19 protein-coding genes are annotated in these 18,880 nt (G+C 72.2%); 5 read left to right on the top strand and 14 right to left on the bottom strand.

Annotation, left to right across the window (positions count from 1 at the left end; all coding sequences use genetic code 11):
- The first annotated feature begins 31 nt into the window (after positions 1-31).
- The 3 genes from ME121_RS01655 (at position 32) to ME121_RS33125 (ending at position 847) form a co-directional block, all read left to right on the top strand.
- Positions 32-238: a hypothetical protein gene (locus ME121_RS01655; protein ID WP_012317280.1), complete on the top strand. Its 207-nt coding sequence runs from the start codon at positions 32-34 to the stop codon at positions 236-238.
- A 117-nt stretch (positions 239-355) separates the two neighbouring features.
- Complete coding sequence (locus tag ME121_RS01660) at positions 356-613, top strand: hypothetical protein (protein ID WP_012317279.1); 258 nt, start codon at positions 356-358, stop codon at positions 611-613.
- Positions 614-688: 75 nt separating this feature from the next.
- On the top strand, positions 689-847 hold the full coding sequence (locus ME121_RS33125; RefSeq protein ID WP_164891328.1) for a hypothetical protein: 159 nt from the start codon (positions 689-691) through the stop codon (positions 845-847).
- A gap of 6 nt (positions 848-853) precedes the next feature.
- Here the strand turns inward: ME121_RS33125 and ME121_RS01665 are convergent, their stop codons facing one another.
- The 10 genes from ME121_RS01665 to ME121_RS01715 form a co-directional block, all read right to left on the bottom strand.
- The gene (locus ME121_RS01665; RefSeq protein ID WP_012317278.1) at positions 854-1,042 is read right to left on the bottom strand and encodes a hypothetical protein; all 189 of its coding nucleotides are present in this window, start codon (positions 1,040-1,042) and stop codon (positions 854-856) included.
- A gap of 333 nt (positions 1,043-1,375) precedes the next feature.
- Positions 1,376-3,064, bottom strand: coding sequence for a methyl-accepting chemotaxis protein (locus tag ME121_RS01675; protein ID WP_058606504.1), 1,689 nt, complete (start codon positions 3,062-3,064; stop codon positions 1,376-1,378).
- A 259-nt stretch (positions 3,065-3,323) separates the two neighbouring features.
- Positions 3,324-3,821, bottom strand: a complete 498-nt coding sequence (locus tag ME121_RS01680) for a DUF3617 domain-containing protein (protein ID WP_043072984.1) — start codon at positions 3,819-3,821, stop codon at positions 3,324-3,326.
- Between the two features lie 214 nt (positions 3,822-4,035).
- Entirely contained in the window at positions 4,036-5,304 is a 1,269-nt protein-coding gene (locus tag ME121_RS01685; RefSeq protein WP_059408206.1) for an MSMEG_0569 family flavin-dependent oxidoreductase, read from the bottom strand.
- Entirely contained in the window at positions 5,301-6,515 is a 1,215-nt protein-coding gene (locus ME121_RS01690; RefSeq protein WP_012317273.1) for an MSMEG_0565 family glycosyltransferase, read from the bottom strand. Before ME121_RS01690 ends, ME121_RS01685 begins: the two co-directional genes overlap by 4 nt.
- Complete coding sequence (locus ME121_RS01695; protein ID WP_012317272.1) at positions 6,512-7,507, bottom strand: sll0787 family AIR synthase-like protein; 996 nt, start codon at positions 7,505-7,507, stop codon at positions 6,512-6,514. The genes ME121_RS01690 and ME121_RS01695 overlap by 4 nt, the downstream gene beginning before the upstream one ends.
- Positions 7,504-8,046 (bottom strand): MSMEG_0567/Sll0786 family nitrogen starvation N-acetyltransferase, encoded by a 543-nt coding sequence (locus tag ME121_RS01700; protein WP_175654113.1) that lies wholly within the window; start codon positions 8,044-8,046, stop codon positions 7,504-7,506. The genes ME121_RS01695 and ME121_RS01700 overlap by 4 nt, the downstream gene beginning before the upstream one ends.
- Positions 8,046-9,149 (bottom strand): MSMEG_0568 family radical SAM protein, encoded by a 1,104-nt coding sequence (locus tag ME121_RS01705; protein ID WP_012317270.1) that lies wholly within the window; start codon positions 9,147-9,149, stop codon positions 8,046-8,048. The genes ME121_RS01700 and ME121_RS01705 overlap by 1 nt, the downstream gene beginning before the upstream one ends.
- A complete protein-coding gene (locus ME121_RS01710; RefSeq protein WP_024827777.1) occupies positions 9,103-10,179 on the bottom strand; it encodes a Nit6803 family nitrilase in 1,077 nt (358 codons plus the stop codon). The genes ME121_RS01705 and ME121_RS01710 overlap by 47 nt, the downstream gene beginning before the upstream one ends.
- Before the next feature lie 69 nt (positions 10,180-10,248).
- A complete protein-coding gene (locus ME121_RS01715; RefSeq protein ID WP_012317268.1) occupies positions 10,249-10,731 on the bottom strand; it encodes an MSMEG_0572/Sll0783 family nitrogen starvation response protein in 483 nt (160 codons plus the stop codon).
- Positions 10,732-11,090: 359 nt separating this feature from the next.
- Here ME121_RS01715 and ME121_RS01720 point away from each other — a divergent pair, with 359 nt between their 5' ends.
- Both ME121_RS01720 and ME121_RS01725 read left to right on the top strand, forming a co-directional pair.
- Complete coding sequence (locus ME121_RS01720; RefSeq protein ID WP_059408208.1) at positions 11,091-12,530, top strand: aminotransferase-like domain-containing protein; 1,440 nt, start codon at positions 11,091-11,093, stop codon at positions 12,528-12,530.
- A gap of 454 nt (positions 12,531-12,984) precedes the next feature.
- Complete coding sequence (locus ME121_RS01725) at positions 12,985-13,803, top strand: hypothetical protein (RefSeq protein WP_012317266.1); 819 nt, start codon at positions 12,985-12,987, stop codon at positions 13,801-13,803.
- A 52-nt stretch (positions 13,804-13,855) separates the two neighbouring features.
- Here ME121_RS01725 and ME121_RS01730 read toward each other — a convergent pair whose 3' ends face one another.
- From ME121_RS01730 to ME121_RS01745, 4 genes are all read right to left on the bottom strand, one after another.
- Positions 13,856-14,332, bottom strand: a complete 477-nt coding sequence (locus ME121_RS01730; RefSeq protein WP_012317265.1) for a bleomycin resistance protein — start codon at positions 14,330-14,332, stop codon at positions 13,856-13,858.
- A 141-nt stretch (positions 14,333-14,473) separates the two neighbouring features.
- A complete protein-coding gene (locus ME121_RS01735; protein ID WP_246753096.1) occupies positions 14,474-15,271 on the bottom strand; it encodes a hypothetical protein in 798 nt (265 codons plus the stop codon).
- A gap of 80 nt (positions 15,272-15,351) precedes the next feature.
- The gene (locus tag ME121_RS01740) at positions 15,352-17,139 is read right to left on the bottom strand and encodes a glycosyltransferase (RefSeq protein ID WP_058606497.1); all 1,788 of its coding nucleotides are present in this window, start codon (positions 17,137-17,139) and stop codon (positions 15,352-15,354) included.
- Positions 17,139-18,776, bottom strand: a complete 1,638-nt coding sequence (locus tag ME121_RS01745; RefSeq protein WP_245337748.1) for a hypothetical protein — start codon at positions 18,774-18,776, stop codon at positions 17,139-17,141. The genes ME121_RS01740 and ME121_RS01745 overlap by 1 nt, the downstream gene beginning before the upstream one ends.
- Positions 18,777-18,880 lie beyond the last annotated feature (104 nt).

An 18,880-nucleotide genomic window follows, 5' to 3' on the forward strand; every position in this document is an offset into this window, starting at 1 on the left:
CGATCGAGATGTCAGTGCTGGAGAAGTGCCGATGACGCCATCGACCCGTTCACCCGCCGCGATCAGCGACGAGGGGCGCCACGCCCGCGACCGCGGCGATCCGATCACCGCGAACCCCTATCCGCCGGACACGGAGGCCTGGGCCACCTGGGATCGGGGCTACCGGATGCCGGACGAGCAGGCGCGTGTAGCTACCCCGACGGCAGTCCGGCCGGACGCGCCGCCGGAGGCATCCTGATCCGGCACCCGCGCGCGCGTCGAAGACGTGGCCGGAACAGGCGCGACGGCGTGCGGTTGCCCGGATGACCGGTAACGGCTCCGCGAGCGCGATTGCCGGACCGAAGGGAGATCCGCCATGAAACTCACGAGTCTCGCCATCGCCGCCCTTCTCGCCGCCGCCATCCCCGCAGCGGCCGCGGAGAATACCGGCGGTGCGACCAGCCGGTCGGGCACGGCCAACAGCACCGGACCGAGCGATGCGGGGTCCGGCTCCACGCCGGGCGCCGCCGGGAGCGGACCGTCGACCGGCTCGATGAGCCGCTCCGGCACGACGAATAGCACCGGCCCGAACGATGCCGGATCCGGTTCCAAGCCGCCGGCCGGCAGCCGCTGACGGGACCGCGTCACGGCGCGAGCGGCGCTGTCCCGCCCGCGGACGGGCGCCGCTCACACGCCGCAGGGAGGATCCATGACGGTAGGAACGCGCATCGCGCTCGCCGGGCTACTGCTGCTCAGTCTCGCTTGCTGCGATGACAAGCAGGCCCAGAACAGCACGCCGACCAAGCCCGACTCCACTAAGATGGAGCCGCAGACCGACCAGTCGGCACCGAACACGCAGAAGCGCTAGGCGCGCTCACGCTCGGATCGCATTTGCGCCGGTCTCGGGCGTGCCGGTATTCGAGCTCGCGGGCGGATCGCCGGACGGGTCGACGATCAGCGGCACGGCCGCGCCGAAACCGAGGGCGGCCTCGACGAGAATGTCGTCGAGAGTGTCGGCGACCCACTCGGCGCCGTCGACGACGGAAGTCAGGAATCGATTCATCGGCCACCTCCCTCCCGCATCCCGGGGCGCCGTCGCCGGACGGCGGCGTCCCGGGATGCGGTCTTCATCCGCTTCGCACCCGCCGTCTCAGACGAAGTGCATCGGGAGGGCGCGGTCCAGGATCTCGACGTAGGTGCCGGCGAGAACCGCGACGGTGGCGGCGGCAGCGGCAGCGGCGAGGGTGAAGCGGGCAACGCGGGTCATCGAAGTCTCCATCAGGTCCGCGACTGTGTTCGCGGTGTGACCCTGATGTAAGCTCAAGCTTTCCCCGCCGAGGTGCTGCGGCACACCCCGGCGATTGACTATCGAGCGCTGCCCTCGTCGCGCGGCGCGTCAGGCCGCGCGCACGGTGGCGAGGAACCGTCCGACCTCGGCCGACAGGTGTTCGGACTGGCGAGACAGCTCGGAGGCGGCGCCCAGAACCTGGCTCGCCGCGGCGCCGGTCTCCTCGGCGGCACCGGCCACGCCGGCGATGTTGCTCGTCACCTCGCCCGTGCCCTGCGCGGCCTGGGTGACGTTGCGGACGATCTCCTGCGTCGCCGCACCCTGCTCCTCGACGGCGGCCGCGATCGAGGTGGCGACGCCGTTGATCTCGCGGATGCGCCCGGTGATCGTCCCGATGGCGGAGACCGCCTGCCCGGTGACGCCCTGGATCCGGCCGATCTGGGTGGAGATCTCCCCGGTCGCCCGGGCCGTCTGCTCCGCGAGGGCCTTCACCTCCGAGGCCACCACCGCGAAGCCGCGGCCCGCCGCGCCCGCGCGGGCGGCCTCGATCGTGGCGTTCAGCGCCAGGAGGTTGGTCTGACCGGCGATCGAGGAGATCAGGCCGACCACGTCGCCGATCTTGGCGACGGCGGTGCTGAGTTCCTGCACGAGGGCCCCGGTCTCGTCCGCCTCGCCGGCGGCGGAACGGGCCAGCTCGGCCGAGCCCTGGACCTGACGTCCGATCTCCTGGACCGATGCGCCGAGTTCCTCGGCGGCCGCCGCGACGGTGCTGACATTCGAGGCCGCCTCCTCGGCGGCGGCCGCGACCGCACCGGACTGCGCCGAGGTCTGCCCCGCCATGGCCGACATGGAGCCGGCGGTGGCCTGCAACTCCGTCGCGGAGGCGGAGACTTGCCCGACGATGCCGCCAACCGCGGCCTCGAAGCTGTCGGCCATCTGGCGCATGCCGATCCGGCGCTGCTCCTCGGCGGCGAGGCGCGCCTGCGCGGTCTCGGCCTCCAGCGCCTTCATCTGGACGAGCCCCTGCTTGAACACCGCGACGGCGGACGCGATGGTGCCGATCTCGGTCTTCTCGCCCTGGTACGGGATCTCGGCCGACAGGTCGCCGGCGATCAGCGCCTGCATCGGCCGCACCACCGAGGCGATGCCGCGGGTGACGCCGAGGACGATGATCACGCCCGACAGCACCGAGACAGCCACGGCGAGACCGATGGCGACGAGGCTCAGCGTCCAGGTCTCGTTGAAGATCGCGGTGCTCTGAGCCTGCGCGGCGTCGGCGCCGGCGTTGTTGATGGCGATCAGCTTCTCCAGGGCCTTGGACGCGGCGCGACGCGGGATCAGTCCCTTTGTCTCGTAGAGCTGATAGGCCTCGGCCTTCTTCCCCGCCCGCGACAGGTCGACGACGTCGTTGCGCACCGTCTTGAAGGTCTGGGACTCCTGGTTGAACGCATCGAAGAGCGTCCGCTCGTCGGGGGAGCTGATCAGCCCCTTGTAGACGGCGATCCGGTCGGCCAGCTTCCGATCGAAGCTGTCCATGTCCTTCTCGATGGTGGCCAGCAGCGCCGGATCGGTCGCCTGTGTGTGTCGCAGCAGGAGACCGCTGCTGCGTGCGGTGAGCGTGTCGATCTCGCCCAGCGCGCGGATGCTCGGCATCCAATTCGTATCGATTTCGACCGCCTGCTCGCGGAGCTTGCGCGTACTCATGAGCCCGAGCATGCCGAGTCCGACCACGAAGACGGTCAGAACCGAGAATGCGACCACGAGCTTTGTGCGAATTGAGACACTCTGTAGCGACACGGCGGCCTCGCGGCAGCCGAATAGAACAATTCTGCGGCTGCGGGGCGCACGATTAGCCGAATGTATTTAATATCCCATAAATTGAGCTTGCTCGCCGGCGTGGGCCGGCGCCGGCCTCGCGGCATGGATCCTCGCCGCGGATCGGAGCCGCTCGGACGCCGTGGCGCGTGCCGCAGAGATTAGGACGGGGTGCGACGCGCGTGTGGCGTGTGCGGAGCTCCGGCAGCCTCTCCCGCGCCCGACGAGCCTGTCGAGACGCCTATCGGGGCGCCGGCTGGGGCATCTTCACGATCTTGCCGTCGGGCAGGATGATGTCGCCGGGGCTCTGTCCAGCCTCACAGGGACCGATATAGGTGGCGTCGATGACCATCTGGCGCCGCATGGGCTCCTTGGCGTTCGGCAGGCCCGTCAGCGTCGTATCCACCTCCATGTGGATCTTGCTGTTGAAGTCACCGGTGATGACGGTGTTGCCCGCGGCCGAGATCGGGCCGAGCTTGCACTCCGTCTCGCCCTTGTAGCCGGTGCTCGTCTTCACGATGGTGCGCTTCGAGCAGTTCTGCCCACCGCCGAACGCGGCCTGCGCGATCTGATCGGTCTTCTCATCGATGCATTGGCGCGCCGTCGTGTTGCCGTCGGTCGAGGTGGTCTTGCTCTCCCACAAGCCGGCCTTGCGTGCCGGCAACGTTTCGGCGGATGCCGCGCCGGTCATCACCGATAGAGCCGTCGCGATCCCGACACCGACGATACGTCCTCGCATGGATAATTCCTGGGTCTACGCGGCTCAGACGCCGCAACGGCGCTTGGCTAACCGATGCGATACAGGCGAACAAGCCGGGATCTGAACGAGGTACGACGCCGAACACTGGATCCCAACGGCGCTTCGGTGCTGCGGATACCCCGCATGTCCGGCCCGAATAGCCGCAATATCTGCGACGCGCGCCGGCGCAACTTTGCCCCGACGAGAACCCGGCTCACACCGCCCGCTTCAGACCGACCGCGCCGGCGCCGAGACGCGCCTGGATCACCTGCACGATGTACTCGGCGTCCCGGCCGACCGCGCCGAAGCGCCCCGAACCCCAGGTGTTCAGCCAGGGCAGGCCGACGAAGGAGATGCCCGCCTCTTGCGTGACGCCGCGCCGGTGCTTCGGCCGCCCGGCGCCGTTGAACACGGACGCGTCGAGCCACCGGAAATCCGGCGCGAAGCCGATGCACCAGACGATGCTGGTGATGCCGGATCCCTCGAGGGGAAGCGCGGTGACGGGCTCGCCCGGCTCCCAGACCGGGCTGTAGGGCGCCTGGACAGGCGCCGCGATGCCGGCTTCGGCGATGTAGGCGTCGATGGCCGCGTTGATGCCGTTGTAGGTCCGGTCGGCTTGGTCGAGCGAGCGCCGCAGGTTGTCGCGGAAGCGGAGCGCGCCGTCGGCGTAGTCGTCGAGAACGCCGTGGAGCGCCATACCCTCCAGGGCGAAGCGGCGCAGGTCGATGTCCCGGCCACCGTCGCGACCAGTCACGTAATGGTTGGTGTTGTCCCGGACGCCGTCGCGCAGCGGGTGATCGTCGACGGTCTTCTCGTAGTACCCCATGTCGGCGAGCCACGCGACGACGTCGCGGCCGCGGTAGAATCGGGCGCAGCGGGGCGCGTCGCCGACGGCGAGGTGCACCTGCCGACCGGCGAGATGCAGGTCCTCGGCGATCTGTGCACCGGACTGCCCGGAGCCGACGACCAAGACCGCGCCGTCGGGCAGCTGCGCCGGATTGCGGTACGCGTTCGAGTGAATCTGGGTGATCGCGGGCGGAAGCCTCTCGGCCAGGCGCGGGATGATCGGCGTGTGGTAGCCGCCGGAGGCCACCACAATCTCGTCCGCGGTGTAGTCGCCCTCCGAGGTCTGGACCGCGAACAGACCGTCGTCGCGCCGCGCCACGCGCGTGACCGCCACACCCTCGCGGATCGGCGGCCTCACCTTGGCGACGAAGGCTTCGAGGTAGGCGACGATCTCATCCTTCCTCATGAACCCGTCCGGATCCGGTCCATCGTAGCGGTGGCCCGGCAAGTCGCACTGCCAGTTCGGCGTGACGAGGCAGAACGTGTCCCAGCGCTGCGTCGCCCAGGTATGCGCGGCCGTGTGCTTCTCGAACACGAGGTGCGCGATGCCCCGCTGCTTGAGGTGGTAGCTGACCGAGAGGCCGGCCTGCCCCCCGCCGACGATGGCGACGGGAACGTGACGGGTCGTGGACGTCATGGCTCCAACTCCGTGAGGGCTGCCGGACCGGCGAGAGACTGGGAGCGCCCGGCGGCCGCGCCGCGGGCGCACCCGGCGTAGGCGTCGAGGTGGCGCGCGGCGCAGGCGCGCCAGGAATGGGTGGCCGCACGCGCCAGCCCCGCCGCTCGCAGGCGGGCGCGGGTCCGCGGCTCCAGCGCCGCCGCCATGGCGTCCGCGATGGCGTCCGGGTCGGCGGGATCGACGAACAGCGCGTCGGTCGGCGCGAGGTACTCGGTGAAGGGGGGGCGGTCGGAGACGATCGCGGGCGTTCCGCAGGCCATGGCCTCAAGCACGCACAAGCCGAACCCCTCCGTCCACGACGGGAAGGCCAGCAGGTCCGCGGCTCGGTAGAGCGCCGGCATGTCGGCCTGCGGGACCGGGCCCGTCGCGACGACCGCGAGGCCGCGACCGACCTCGAGGCCCGCGGCGGCCAGGGCCGCGCGGCAGCGGTCTCGATAGGCGGCGTGGTCGAGGAGCGAGGCGCCGCCGGCGACGACGAGCTGCGCGCCGGGGTGGCGCGCCCGCAGGCGCGCGAAGGCCCCGACGATGCCGAGCGCGTTCTTGCGCGCCTCGAAGCCGCCGACGCTCAGGATAATGGGCCCCCCGCCGAGACCCCACCGGTCCCGGAACGCGGCGTCCGCCCCGGTCGGCGCGGGCCGGTAGACCGACAGGTCGACCCCGTTGCCGACGATCCCGGCCTCCGCGCCGAGCGTGTCCCGGATCCAGTCGGCCCAGAGGCGGCTGACACAGAGCAGCCGATCGGCCTCGCGGATCGCGCGGTCCTGCCACGACGCGAGCACGGGATCGGCGAAGCTGTCGACGTGATGCACGGTGCGGACGAAGCCCGGGATCAGGCGCCGGTGCCTGAGCGTCGCGAGGGCGTTGCCGCCGATCCCGTCATGGGCGTGGAAGACGTCGAAGTCGCAGGCGGCCGGCGTCGCGAAATGGCGCAGGTAGTCGTGGATGCGGGCCCGCACGAGATCGACCGTCGCACCCTCGACCGGCTCGGCCGCCACCGCCACCGTGGGACAGGCCGCGTCCCGGTAGAAGCCGCGGCCCGCCGGGTCGGGCGCGTGCACCACCGCCTCGTGGCCGAGGGCGCACAGGGCCTCGGCGAGCGCGAGGCTGTGGGCGACGCCGCCGCGCGGGTTCGTGGAATGGGTCAGGATCGCGACGCGCAGGCCCGTCACGGCACGGCCTCCGCTCTTTCGCGGCCGCAGCCGGTCAGCGCGTCGGCAGCGAAGTCCCAGACGACGGCCTCGTCGCCCGTCCGGTCGCGCACCCGGGCGACCCGGCTGCCGTCGAGGCGCCCGATCTGCGCCGCCGCGATGCCGCGCGCGGCGAAGCGCGCCACCACGGCCGCCGTGCGGTCGGGTCGGACGCTCACGAGGTAGCCGAAGCTCGGGAAGGCGTTCACCCAGCGCGGCAGCGGGACGTGGTCGGGACGCGGGATCGCGTCGAGGTCGATGACTCCGCCCACCCCCGAGCACTCGAGCAGCATCAGCGCCGTGCCGACGATGCCGGCCATGCTGATGTCCTTCGCGGCGTGGGCCAAGCCGTCCTCGGCGAGGCCCGGCAGCAGCGCGAGGTCACCGCGCAGCCGCGCGCCCGGCGCGCCGGTGGAGGCGTCCCAGTACGGGTGCGGGTCGCGGAAGCGCCCGCGCAGGTCGATGGCGGCGACGAGGTCGTCGCCGGGCGCGGCGTCGAAGCTCGTCAGAAGGCGCGGCCCTGCCCGGCCGAGCACCGCGACCGCGAGGTTGCCGGCGGCCGCGCGCGTGTTGGTGTGGCCGCCGACCACCGGGACGCCGTAGAGCGCGGCGGCATCGGACAGGCCGGCCAGGACCGGATCGGCGGCCGCTCCATCCGGGCTCCAGAGGGCGTCAACCACGGCGAGCGGGCGGCCGCCCATGGCGGCGACGTCGCTCAGGTTGACCATGATCCCGCAGTAGCCGGCGAAGTAGGGGTCGTCCGCCACGAAGCTGTCGAGGAAGCCCTCGATGGCCAGCAGGAGGTGCCCGTCGCCGTCGGGGATCGCCGCGCAGTCGTCGCCGACCGGCACGGCCGCGTGCCGGCTTCCGAGACCGAGCCGCCGCACGACCGCGTCGATGTCGCGCTTGTGGCCGACCCCGCGGGCCTCGCGGATCTGGCGGGCCAGCGCCCGTGTGTCGACCGCGGCGGTCACGCGGCCCTGCGGAAGGTGAGGAGCCCGTTCTCGGGATCGTGCATCGGCGGGTAGGCCGCGAGATCCGCCTCCATCAGGCGGTGGGGCCGCCCGTGCAGGTCCAGGGCGTCGAGGCTCTCCCAGTGCAGGGCCTCGAACAGCGCGACGTTGCCCTCCTGCACGTGCGCGAGGAAGCGGGTGCAGCCCCGCGCGCGGGCCGAAGACACCGCGACCCGGATGAGCCCGGTCCCGAGGGCGGCGGCGCTGCGGAAGGGCTTGGCGACGGCGAGGCGCGAGCCCCACCACGTTCCCGGACGCGCGCGGTCCTCGTGGATCCGCACGGTGCCGACGACGGCGTCCGCGTCGCCGCCGAGCGTCGAGAGGGCGCAGATCGGGAGGGCGTGCGCGTCGATCGCGTCGCAATCGTCCTCGGCGAAGATCCCCTGCTCCGCGCAGAAGACCTGCCGGCGCAGGGCCGCGCAGGCGCGCCGCTCCCAGGGCGCGACCGCGAACTTCACCCGGAAGTGGCTGGGCCGGTACGGCGGCACGGGGTCGAACATCACGCCGCCCCGCCCGCGCGCTCGTAGGTGGAGAGCGCCGAGCAGGCGCCGCACCGCCCGCAGCCGGCCTTGATGTCGGCGGAGCGCAGGTCCGCCCGGCCCAGCATCTCCGCGAGCGGCTTCAGGACGGCGTGCATGAAGTCGGGCCCGGGGGCCGGATGGCTCTCCAGCGGCGTGCCGGAGATCGGCACGAAGGGCACCACGAACGGGTAGACGCCCATCCCGATCAGGCGGTCGGCCGTCGCCAGGATCGCGTCCGGCGCGTCGCCGAGGCCGGCGAGGATGTAGGTGGAGACCTGGCCGCGCCCGAAGACCGGCACGGCCGCCGCGAAGGCGTCGAAGTAGCGCTCCAGCGGCACGCTCGCCTTGCCGGGCATGATCCGCGCCCGCACCTCGGGCGTGACGGCCTCCAGGTGCATGCCGAGCGCGTCGACGCCGGACGCCCGCATCCGCTCGAACCAGCGGTCGTCGTCGGGCGGCTCGCACTGGGCCTGGATCGGCAGGTCGACGGCGGCCTTCACCGCGAAGGCGCTCTCGCACAGGATCGCGGCGCCGCGGTCGGTGGCGTTCGGCGTGCCGGTGGTCATGACCATGTGCTTCACGCCGTCGAGCAGCACGGCGGCGCGGGCGACCTCGGCGAGCTGCTCGGGCGTCTTGCGCGCCACGGTCCGCCCGGCGGCCAGCGACTGGCCGATCGAACAGAACTGGCAGGTCTTGGCGCGGCTCTGGTAGCGGATGCAGGTCTGCAGCACCGTCGTGGCGAGGACGTCGCGCCCGTGCAGCACCGCGATCTTCGCGTAGGGCACGCCGTCGAAGGTGGAGAGGGCATAGAAGCGCGGGCGCCCCGGGAAGGTGACGCGGCCGACCACGACGCCCGCGTGCTCGATCACCGCGATCCCGTCCGCGTCCGGCGGGCGCACGAGGAAGGGCGAGTCGAAGGCGGCCTCGGTATGGACCGGCACCATCACGGTGCGGCCCGCGATGGTCATCGCCTTGTGATCCGACGGCCCGGCGCCGCCGCGGCGGCTCGGCGCCCCGGCGCGGCTGTCGGCGAGCCTAACGCCGTAGGATTGCAACGCGTTGATCAGGCGCTCCGTCGGCATCCCGATGAGGCCCGTCGGGACCGGCGGGGACGCGCGACGACTCGTCGGAAGCGGGCTGCTGCTCATGGTCGAGGCTCCGGTGGGCGGGCTGCGAACGGGCCGGCCGCTGCACGGAGGCGGCCGGGCGGTCGTCGTGGAGCAGGCTGAGGAGTTCGGGCCGCGCGTAGTGGCCGACCGAGTCCATCATCCGCTTGCGCTTGGTCACCAGCGCGAGGTCCATGTCGGCGATCAGGATGCCCTCGCCCGGCCCGAGAGGATCAGCGAGGTGCTTGCCCTCGGGCGACACGATGGCGGTGCAGTTGCCGCCCCGGCAGGCGCCGCGCAGGCGCTCGTCCGGGCAGACCTGCGCGACCTGCTCGTCGGTGAGCCAACCCGTGGCGTTGACCACGAAGCAGGCCGCCTCCAGGGCGTGGTGACGGATCGTCACCTCCATCTGGTCGGCGAAGATCTGGCCGACCAGGGAGCCCGGGAACTGAGCGGCGTGGATCTCCTCGTGGCGCGCCATGAGGGCGTAGCGGGCGAGCGGATTGTAGTGCTCCCAACAAGCCAGCGCCCCCACGCGGCCGACTGCCGTCTCGACCACGGCGAGCCCGGCGCCGTCGCCCTGACCCCAGATCATGCGCTCGTGGTAGGTCGGTGTGATCTTCCGGCGCTTGAGCTTCAGGGCGCCGTCCGCGTCGAAGATCAGCTGCGCGTTGTAGAGCGAGCCGTGGTCGCGCTCGTTCACGCCCAGCACGATCACCGCACCGTGGCGCCGCGCGGCCGCCGAGACCGCCTGCGTCACCGGGCCCGGCACGGCGACCGCGCGCTCGTAGAGTCGCAGATGCTCGGGCCCCTGGAGCGCGGGCGGAAGGACGAATGAGAAGTAGGGGTAGTAGGGCAGGAAGGTCTCGGGGAAGACCATGAAGCGCGCGCCCTTGGCGGCGGCCTCGTCGACCGCATTGAGCACGCGCTCCAGGGTGCCGTCCGGGCGGTCGAGGTCCGGCGCGATCTGGACCGCGGCAGCCCGCACGATCTGCGTCTCTGACATGGGTGGTCCTCCGGCTGAGCCGGCGGCCGCGCGCGTCCCGCGCGGCCGCCGGGAGCGTTAGCGCGGTCGTCAGACGGTCCAGGTGTCGATGATCACCGCGTTGTCGCGCTTGTGCAGGAGGATGCAGTCGAGCACGTCGAGGGGGTTGATCATGCGGATGCCCTCGATGAAGGCCGCCTCGCCGTGCCCGTACAGGGCCTGTGTCGAGAAGCGGCAAGCGTAGACCTTGCCGCCTTCGGCCATGAACTTCTCGAGCTGGTTGTTGAAGTTGAGATGGCCCGGGAAGGCCTCGTCGCCGAGCCGCGGGAAGCCCCGCTGGACACCGAGGGTGATGCCGGGGCCGTAGAGCAGGATCGAGGTCTCGAAGCCTTTGCGCTGCAGGCGCGTGGCCTGGAGCAGGTTGACGAGGCCGATCGAGCCCTCGAACGCGACGGTGTGGAAGGTGACGAGCGCCTTCTGACCCGGTTCGGCCTTCACGTCCTCGAAGACCTTCTCCTCGTAGTCGACCAGAACGTCGCCCTTCTTGTGCGGCTCGCGATTCACGGCAGGCATTGCTCACGCTCCTCGGTGATCTGGACCGCTGCAGTCGGCGCTGCGCGCGATCAGCCGAGGCAATGGCAAGCGGTGTGCCAGAACAGCGCGATCATGGATCCAGTCAATGCGTCGCCCTGCGATACATACAATATTGCGATCAATGGACAGTCGGCGACCGGCGAAGATCTATTTCCTTTCGCACATTTCATCACCAAGTCGTGCGCATGCCATGGTCAATCGACGCCTGTTTCGGCGTCGAATATTGTACGCATTGAACGGATCGTATGAGCCGTGACACGCGATGCGGCGCCCGGTACGGTGCTTGCAAGCCATACAATCGATCATTGATCGCTTTTCACGACGCGGGTGCAGGACGGATGAGGGCGAGCGGGCGGGGAGTTCGGTTCGTCGATAGGGGCGGCGCGGACAATGTCTGGACGCCCGACCTCAAGCGCTGGGGCAAGCCCCATTACCTCGCTATCGCGGACGCGCTGGCGGACGATATCCGGACCGGTCACCTGCTGCCGGGCACGCGCCTGCCGACCCAGCGCGCGCTCGCCGCCACGCTCGACCTCAACTTCACGACCGTGTCCCGCGGCTATGTCGAGGCTCACAGGCGCGGCCTGATCGAGGGGCGGGTCGGCCGGGGCACCTTCGTGGTCGACCCGGCGGACACGACCCGTCCCGCTGAGGCCGCGCACGCCCGGCGGCCCGGACCGGTCGACTTCACCATGAACCTGCCCCCGGAGCCCGACCTGCCGGGCCTGCAGGCCCGCATGCGGTCGTCCTTCGCGGAGCTGTCCGGCAATCTCGCCGACCTGCTGCGCTACCAGGGCTTCGGCGGGACGGAGGCGGACAAGGAGGCCGCGCTGCGCTGGCTCGGGGGTCGCGGGATCGTCGCGGCGCGCGAGCGCCTCCTGATCTGCCCGGGCACGCACAGCGCCCTCTCCAGCATCCTGGGACAGGTCGCGCAGGCCGGCGATACCATCTGCGCCGAGCGCATCACCTATCCGGGCATCCGGACCCTCGCGGCGCATCAGGGCCTGCGCCTCGTCGGCCTGCCGATGGACCGCCACGGGATCGACCCCGACGCCTTCGCGGCCGCCTGTACCCGCGGCGCGCCGAAGGCCCTCTACCTCAATCCGCTCCTTCAGAACCCGACCACGGCGACCCTATCCCGCGCGCGGCGCGACGCCATCGTGGCCACAGCCCGCCGCTACGCGGTCACCATCATCGAGGACGACGCCTACGCGCGGATCTGCCCGGCACCGCCGCCGAGCTTCGCCGAACTGGCGCCCGAGATCACCTACTACGTGGCGGGCGTCGCGAAGTGCCTGGGCGCGGGGCTCCGCCTGGCCTTCCTGGTCGCGCCGAACGCGCGGGCCGCCCTGCCCCTCGGCGATGCCCTGCGCGCTGCGACCGTGATGGCGTCGCCGATCTCGACCGCGCTGACCACGCGCTGGATCGTGGACGGGACGGCGGACGCCATCGTGGACTTCGTCCGCGCCGAGTCGGCCGCGCGCCAGAGCCTCGCGGCCGCGCTGCTGCCCGCCGAGGCCTACGTCGCGGACCCGCACGCCTTCCACGTCTGGATCACCCTGCCGGCTGGATGGACGCGCTCGGCCTTCGCCAGCCAGGGCCGCGCGGCGGGTCTCGGGGTGGTCGGCAGCGATCCCTTCTGCGTCGCCGGAGCGCCACCCGAGGCCGTCCGGCTCTGCCTCGGAGGCCCCTCGACCCGACAGCAGATCGCCCACGGCCTGGAGAGACTGGCCCACGCCCTGGACGGCTCGCCGGCGCTCGCCTCGACCTACATCTGAGCCGCCCGGCCGCGTTCCCACGCCCAAGGATCGTGGTCGGCAGAGTCTTTCCGGCGCGTCGCGTCCAGCTCGCGTCGCGCGGGCGGTGCGCCGAGCCGGCCGTGGAGATCCGAAGTCCTATCCGGCAGATCGGTGTTGCCAAGCGCCACGGAAGGTACACCGTGGCCGGCTCTCGAAGCCGAAATCCGTGCTCTCGACTGCATCAATCTCGGTCATTGAAGTCGAGAATTGGGTGAAAGTCTATCGCGCTCGCAAAACACGGCCGCCCGCTGCGTCCGGACCATCGCGGGCGGCACGGCGGCGGTCGCGCGGGCCGACGAGCAGGTCGCCCCGGCCGGTTTCGTAAGCGCGGATTCGCGAGCCGGCCGCTTTGGCCGGGACCGGTCGCCCGTGATAGCGAGGGCGTGGCTCCGATGCCGACCCGGGTCGGCGACGCGACGCGCGGGAAACGACCTTGGCGGCGATTTGGCTGACGGCCCTGATCCGGGCGCTGACCTCCGGGACCGTGGTGGTGCTCGCCTCCGTCCTGGCCGAATGGCTGGGGCCGGTCTGGGGCGCGCTCGTCGTCAGCCTGCCGGTGTCGGCCGGGCCGGCCTACGTGTTCATGGCGATGGAGCATGACGCCGCGTTCGTCGCCGGGGCGGCCCTCAACGGCTTCGCGGCGAACGCCGCGACGGGCCTGTTCCTGATCGTCTACGCCCACCGGGCGGCCGGTCGCGACATGATCGCCACCCTCGGGCCGGCGATCCTGGCGTGGCTCGCGGCGGCCCTGCCGGTCTCGGCGCTCGCGTGGACGCCGACGACGGCGTTCCTGCTCAATGCCCTCGTCTATGGGGCCGGCGCCGTCTCGACCCGGCACGTGGTGCGCGCGACCCTTGTGCGGAGCGCCGTCGTCGCGAGGCCGCGCCCGCTGGATCTGCTCATCCGCGCGAGTGCCGTCGCGCTGTTCGTCGCGGCCCTGCTGGCGCTCAGCACCGCCCTCGGTCCTGCCCGGACCGGGGTGATCGCCGCCTTCCCGGTTACGATGACGAGCGCCTTCGTCATCCTTCATCGCCGAATCGGAGGCGCGGCGATGGCGCGCTTGGCGAGCGTCGCGATCCGCGGGGTGTTCGGCTTCGGCCTGACCCTGCTGACGCTCCACGTGATGATCGAACCGTTCGGTGCCGCGCTCGCGCTGACGGTCGCGCTCCTCGTCTCGCTGGTCTACTCGGCCGGACTCCTCGTGGTTCAACCCCGTCCCGGCCGGCAGGAGCCGAGCATCGTCACGCGCTGACGCGGCCCCTGCGGCCGCGACGGTGTCGTCTCCCGGTCCGGACGGGCGGGGGCTACGCGGGTTGTCGGTGACCGAGATCCTCGGCGAGGCGCACGAGGTACCCGTCGGGATCCTGGACGAGGAATTCCCGCTGGCCGCCCTCGACCGGACCCGTCCGGTACCAGGCCTCCCGCGGCGCCTCGAACAGCGGCCATCGCGCGCCGGCGAGCGCCGAGAGGATCGGATCCAGCCGATCGACCATGATCTGGAAGTTGACCCCGCGGCCGCAGGGCGGATCCAGCGGGCCCGTGCTCCAGCGGCCGTTGTGCTGGCACAGCATGATCTGCGCGCCGCCTCGCGTCAGATAAGCGAAGCGCGCGGCCGGTCGATCGTAGGCGACCGTGAAGCCGAGCAGATCGCACCAGAAACGCAGGCTCACATCGAGGTCCCGGACGCTCAGCTCGGGGGTCAGGGCGGCGAATCCGCCCTCCGGGGGCTGACCCGTACCGGGAGAGCGAGCGCGCGCGATCGGGTCGGTCAGCGGTTCCATCGCGCCGATCAGGCCACGCTGGAGAGACGATGGTCAAGGCGCGGGCAGGCGGTGTCGTCCGCCGCCGGCCCGCGCGCCCCGCCCGTCGACCCGGCGCCGTCGACGGTGCGCCGGCACCGCCGCCGCGTTGGCCGGATCGCCTCAGAGCCGACCGGCCTCCGTCTGCAGGGCCCGCTTGCGCCAAGCCGTGAGGAGCGTAGCGAGCGTGTCGGGATCCAGTCCATAGTTGTCCGGCAGCGCCGCGTTGCGCCCGATCAGGCGACGGTTCATCGCCCCGAGGCGGGTCGTGACGGCGCTCGCGTCGTCGAACGTGACGAGACGTTGGCCCGAGCCGGCTGCGGCGACCGCCGCGAATTCGCTCACGTCATGCCACCGTGCGCGCCGCGACCGGCCCAACTGCACGACGGTGAATCCGGTCTCGTCGAGCTGCAGCGCCGAGCCGCGGATCGCCGTGAGGATGAGGACCGGGACGCCTCCGAGGAAGAGCACGACACCCGGCCACAGCAGCAGGTGCATCGTGGTTGAACGCGTCTCGTGCAGCAGGATCCAGAGCGTCACCCCGCCGAAGCCGGCGGCCATCAGGGCGAGGAACAGGAGTCTCCGCAACGAGGCGCGCAAGGTCACTGGGCCAGGAAACTGGGCCGCCAGTGACCCCGCCGACCGGCTCTCCGATTCGAGGAGGTCCGGCCGCAGCTGCCAGACGGCGACGGCCGCGCAGACGCCGAAGAACACCGTCGTCGCGACGCCGCCATCCGCGCCGGTGACGATCATCCCGAGACCGGCGGCGACGAAGAGGAGGCTGATGCCGAGCAGCACGAGGTTCCGGCCGCGGTCGCCGCGCGCTTGTTCCAACACGAACGCCATGTCCTCCCGCGAAACCCGTGGCCGGCCGTCGCCACCGGATTCCGGAAAGCGACCATATCGGAGCGGGTCCGGCAATTCCCGGTCCCGCGGAGGCTGTCGCCCCGCAGCCTCTCGCGCTTCGCGCCGATCTCGCACGCCGCTCCGCGAGGCCGCACTCACGCGCGCTGTGCCGCGTCGCCGTTCGCGCCCAACATCGCCAGCACCTGCGCGGCCCCCTCCTCCGGGGCGATGCGGGACGTGTCGAGGAGCGGCAGCCGCAGCTCCTCCGCGAGCGTCCGGTAGCCGGCGATCCGGTCCTCGGTCATGTGCTCCGACGGGTTGGGGACGCCGCGCGCGACCATGCGGGCGATGGTGGTGGGGCGGTCGGCCCAGCACATGACGGTGAACGGGCGCGGCTCCCATCCCGGACGATAGGCCGGCGACAGGAGCTGCGAGGCGGTGAACCAGTGCCGATCGAAGACGACCGGTCCCGGCGGCGCGTTGGCGATCGCCGCCGCGACGGCCGCGTGCGCCACGTCGTCGGCGAGCGCGTGCTGCCCCGTCCGGGCCAGATGGACCAGGATCGCGCCGACCTGACCGCTGAAGGGATTGAGCACTGTCGCACCGAGCGCCTCGGCGACGCGACGCGCGATGCTCGACTTGCCGGAGCCGTCGAGCCCGTCGACCGCGAGCGCGATCCGCGATGCCTGGGCGGCCTTCTGCTGCGCCCGCGTCAGGTTCGAGGGGTAGATCCGGCCCTCCCGCCGGCCGTGCTCGAGGTAGTGCAACTGCCCCTGCCACGCGTGCTCGAACAGCGCCGCGAGGTCCGGATGCAGCCGGATATAGCCGAGCGCGTCGAAGTCCTCCGGCAGCGCCCCGTCCCGGCGCGCGAGGTCGGCGAGGCGCAGCACGGTCTCGCGGGGCGGCGTGCCGGACGGGCGCGCCGCCGTGGCCCGGTCGGCCCGCAGCGCGATCGCCTCTGCGACGGCGGCGAGCAGCCCGTCCGCGTAGGTGTCCCAGTCGAGCGCCCGGATCCGCGCTCGTCCCGCCTCGGCGCGGGACGCGGCGGCGGCGGGATCGGTGACGATCCGGTCCGCGGCCAGCGCGACGGCGGCACCGAGCGCCGCGTCCGGACCGTCCGGCACCACCAGGGCGGTCACAGCGTCCTCGGCGAAAGCCAGCGTGCCGTGCACGGTCGTGACGAGCGGCGTGCCGCAGGCCATCGCCTCGGCGGCCGGGTTGCACCAGCCGGCATGCGCCTCCGCGCTGCAGAACGCGTCGAGCCCGTGGTACCACGCGGGCAGGTCGGCCTCGACCAGCGGACCGTGGACGACGAGGCGGCCCGAGGCCACCAGATCGGCGCGCGCGCCCACGAGCCCCCAATCCGGCCGTCCGAACCAGTGCAGCGCCCACGCGTCGCCGAGCCTGTCGAGCGCGGCGAGCTGCGCGGCGGGGCGCTTGTTGGCGATGCCGCCGAGCCGGTGCCGCGCGCCGCGCGCCGGCCTCGAGACGGGCGGCGCGAACAGGCCGGCATCGACTGCACCGACGAGTCGGCGCCACGGCAGGCCGAGGGCGTCGAGGGCCGCATCGTCCCAGTGGGCGTTGTTCGCCACGACGAGGTCGGGCGCGAAGGTCCGCGTGACGCGCGCGTAGGCGTCCCGTCGCGCCGGGGCGTTGAGGAAGTGCTGAATCCGGGCGCCGAAGTTCGGGGCCCGCAGGTCCGCGAAACCCTCGATCGTGGCATCCGGGAAACCGCCGCCCGGCACCATGACGGCGTCCCAGCTCTCGCGCGCGGCTTCCTCGGGGTGCAGGACGCGGTGACGCGTCTCGAACCCGTCCTCGCCCGTGCCGAACGTGAGGAAAGAGAACGTGTGCCCGCGACGCGCGAGCACGCGCCCGACCCGCTCGAAGCGCAGGAGGCCGCCCGTCAGCGCGAGGTGGTCACAGGCCACGAGCAGCCGCATCAAGGGGTCCCTCTGAGCAGGCGCAGGAGGCGAAGGGGCAGACGGCGCCCGTAGGCGGACGAAGCGCGGCGGGCGTCGAGCGTGTTTTGAAGGTGGTCGCGCGCGCGGTGCAGTTCGGCCGCGTAGGCGATCACGCGGTCGGTGCGACGGGCGCTCTCGCGCTCGGTGTCCGCATGCGCGGCGGCGTCGGCGGTGCGCGCGGCGCGCAGGGCCGCATTCTCCTCGCGCAGCCGGGCGATCTCGGCGGACGCCTCGACGAGCGCCGCGCGGGGATCCGCGCCGCTGCGGGCCGGACCGCCGGCCGGCAGGCGCGTCGCCGCCGCCCAGCCCAGACCGCGCTCGATCACGCGGTCGCTGACGATGGACTGGAACCGGCTCTCCCGGGCCAGCCGGTCGGCGAGCTGCGCATCGTCCAGGGCGAATCCGAGCCTCGGCAACAGGGCGCGCAGGGCGTCCAGCAGGGTCAGGCCGGACGCTCCGCCGGGCCGCCAGTCCGGCGCGTCGGTCAGCGCGTTGACGAGGCCGCGCACAGCGAGATGACCCGCGTCCAGAGGGACGCCGAGGTCCCATTCCAGGTCTATGAATGTCCGGTTTGTACCCGAGACGAGGTTCTTCGGGATCGCGTCGAGCGCCCGTGCCGGGAGCAACGTGTCCGGTCCCATCCGCGCCCCGGCCGCGAAGCAGCGGGAGACGGCCTCCAGCCACGTCCCTGCCCAGGCGGCGACCGCGTCCGGGCACCAGCCCTCCCGCGCGAGCCGCGCCTCGAGATCCGCCGACCAGAGGGAACCGGGCGCGTAGGTCTCCGATGGCAACAGGTTCGTCACCCCTGCGACCGCGACGGGAAGATCAGGGTTCACGCGCGCGCGGCGCACCGCGATCCGCGACCCGGCATCCGCGAAGGTCACCAGACGCTCGAATTCCGGGCGGCGGCGCAGTCCGAGGTGGATCGCCAGCCGGTCATCCGGCGGCAGCGGCGCTTCCGACGCCGCGACCGCGAAGGCCGGCGCCAGATCGCCGGTGAGCCCCAGATCCGCCACCGGCCCCCAGGCGCGCCGGGGCGAGAAAAGTGCGCCCGCGCAGGCTGCGGGTTCCGGGCCGGCTGCGCCGATCGCGAGCATTCCGGGGTCGAACCCACCCGGCCGCGCCAATCCGCGCTCGGCGACGAGGCTCAGGGGTCGCCCCTGGTCCGGAAACGGGAACCACCAGTCCTGATGGACCAGGCCGCGGGCCCCCAGGGACCGCTTCAGACCTGCCCGCGTCGGCAGCCGGGCGCCGTCGGATCGGGGACGCCCTTCGAGGCTCGGGAAGCCGCGCTCCCCCGCCGTCTCGGACCCCGAGGCGAGGCCGTGGAGCGACAGCGCGTTGTCGACGACGAGGATCAGCCGCCCGCCGAGTCGCAGCCGCTCCTGAGCCCAGGCGATCGTCGCGTCGAGCGCGCACCCGCCCCCGTCGTCTCGTCGGGACAGGAGACCCAGCAGAACGACGGCATCGAAGCGCGTCGAGGCCGGAAGGTCGGCGCCATCCGCCGTGTGGACCACCGCGGCGGTGGGTGCCCAGCGCGCCCTGCTCTCCGCGTTGGGCCTCGTTCCCAACAGCAGAAGGCTGCCGGTCAACCACGGCAGGAAGGGGTGCAGCACCTCCGCGCACGGCTCACCCGGTGGGGTCGGCGCGCCTATTGCCAGTTTATCCCGTTCCATACTTCCTAATTGCCAACAGTAGACTGCCCAAAATTTCCCGCGCG

This window comes from Methylobacterium sp. ME121, from assembly GCF_000974725.1.
In the GTDB taxonomy this organism is placed as follows: domain Bacteria; phylum Pseudomonadota; class Alphaproteobacteria; order Rhizobiales; family Beijerinckiaceae; genus Methylobacterium; species Methylobacterium radiotolerans.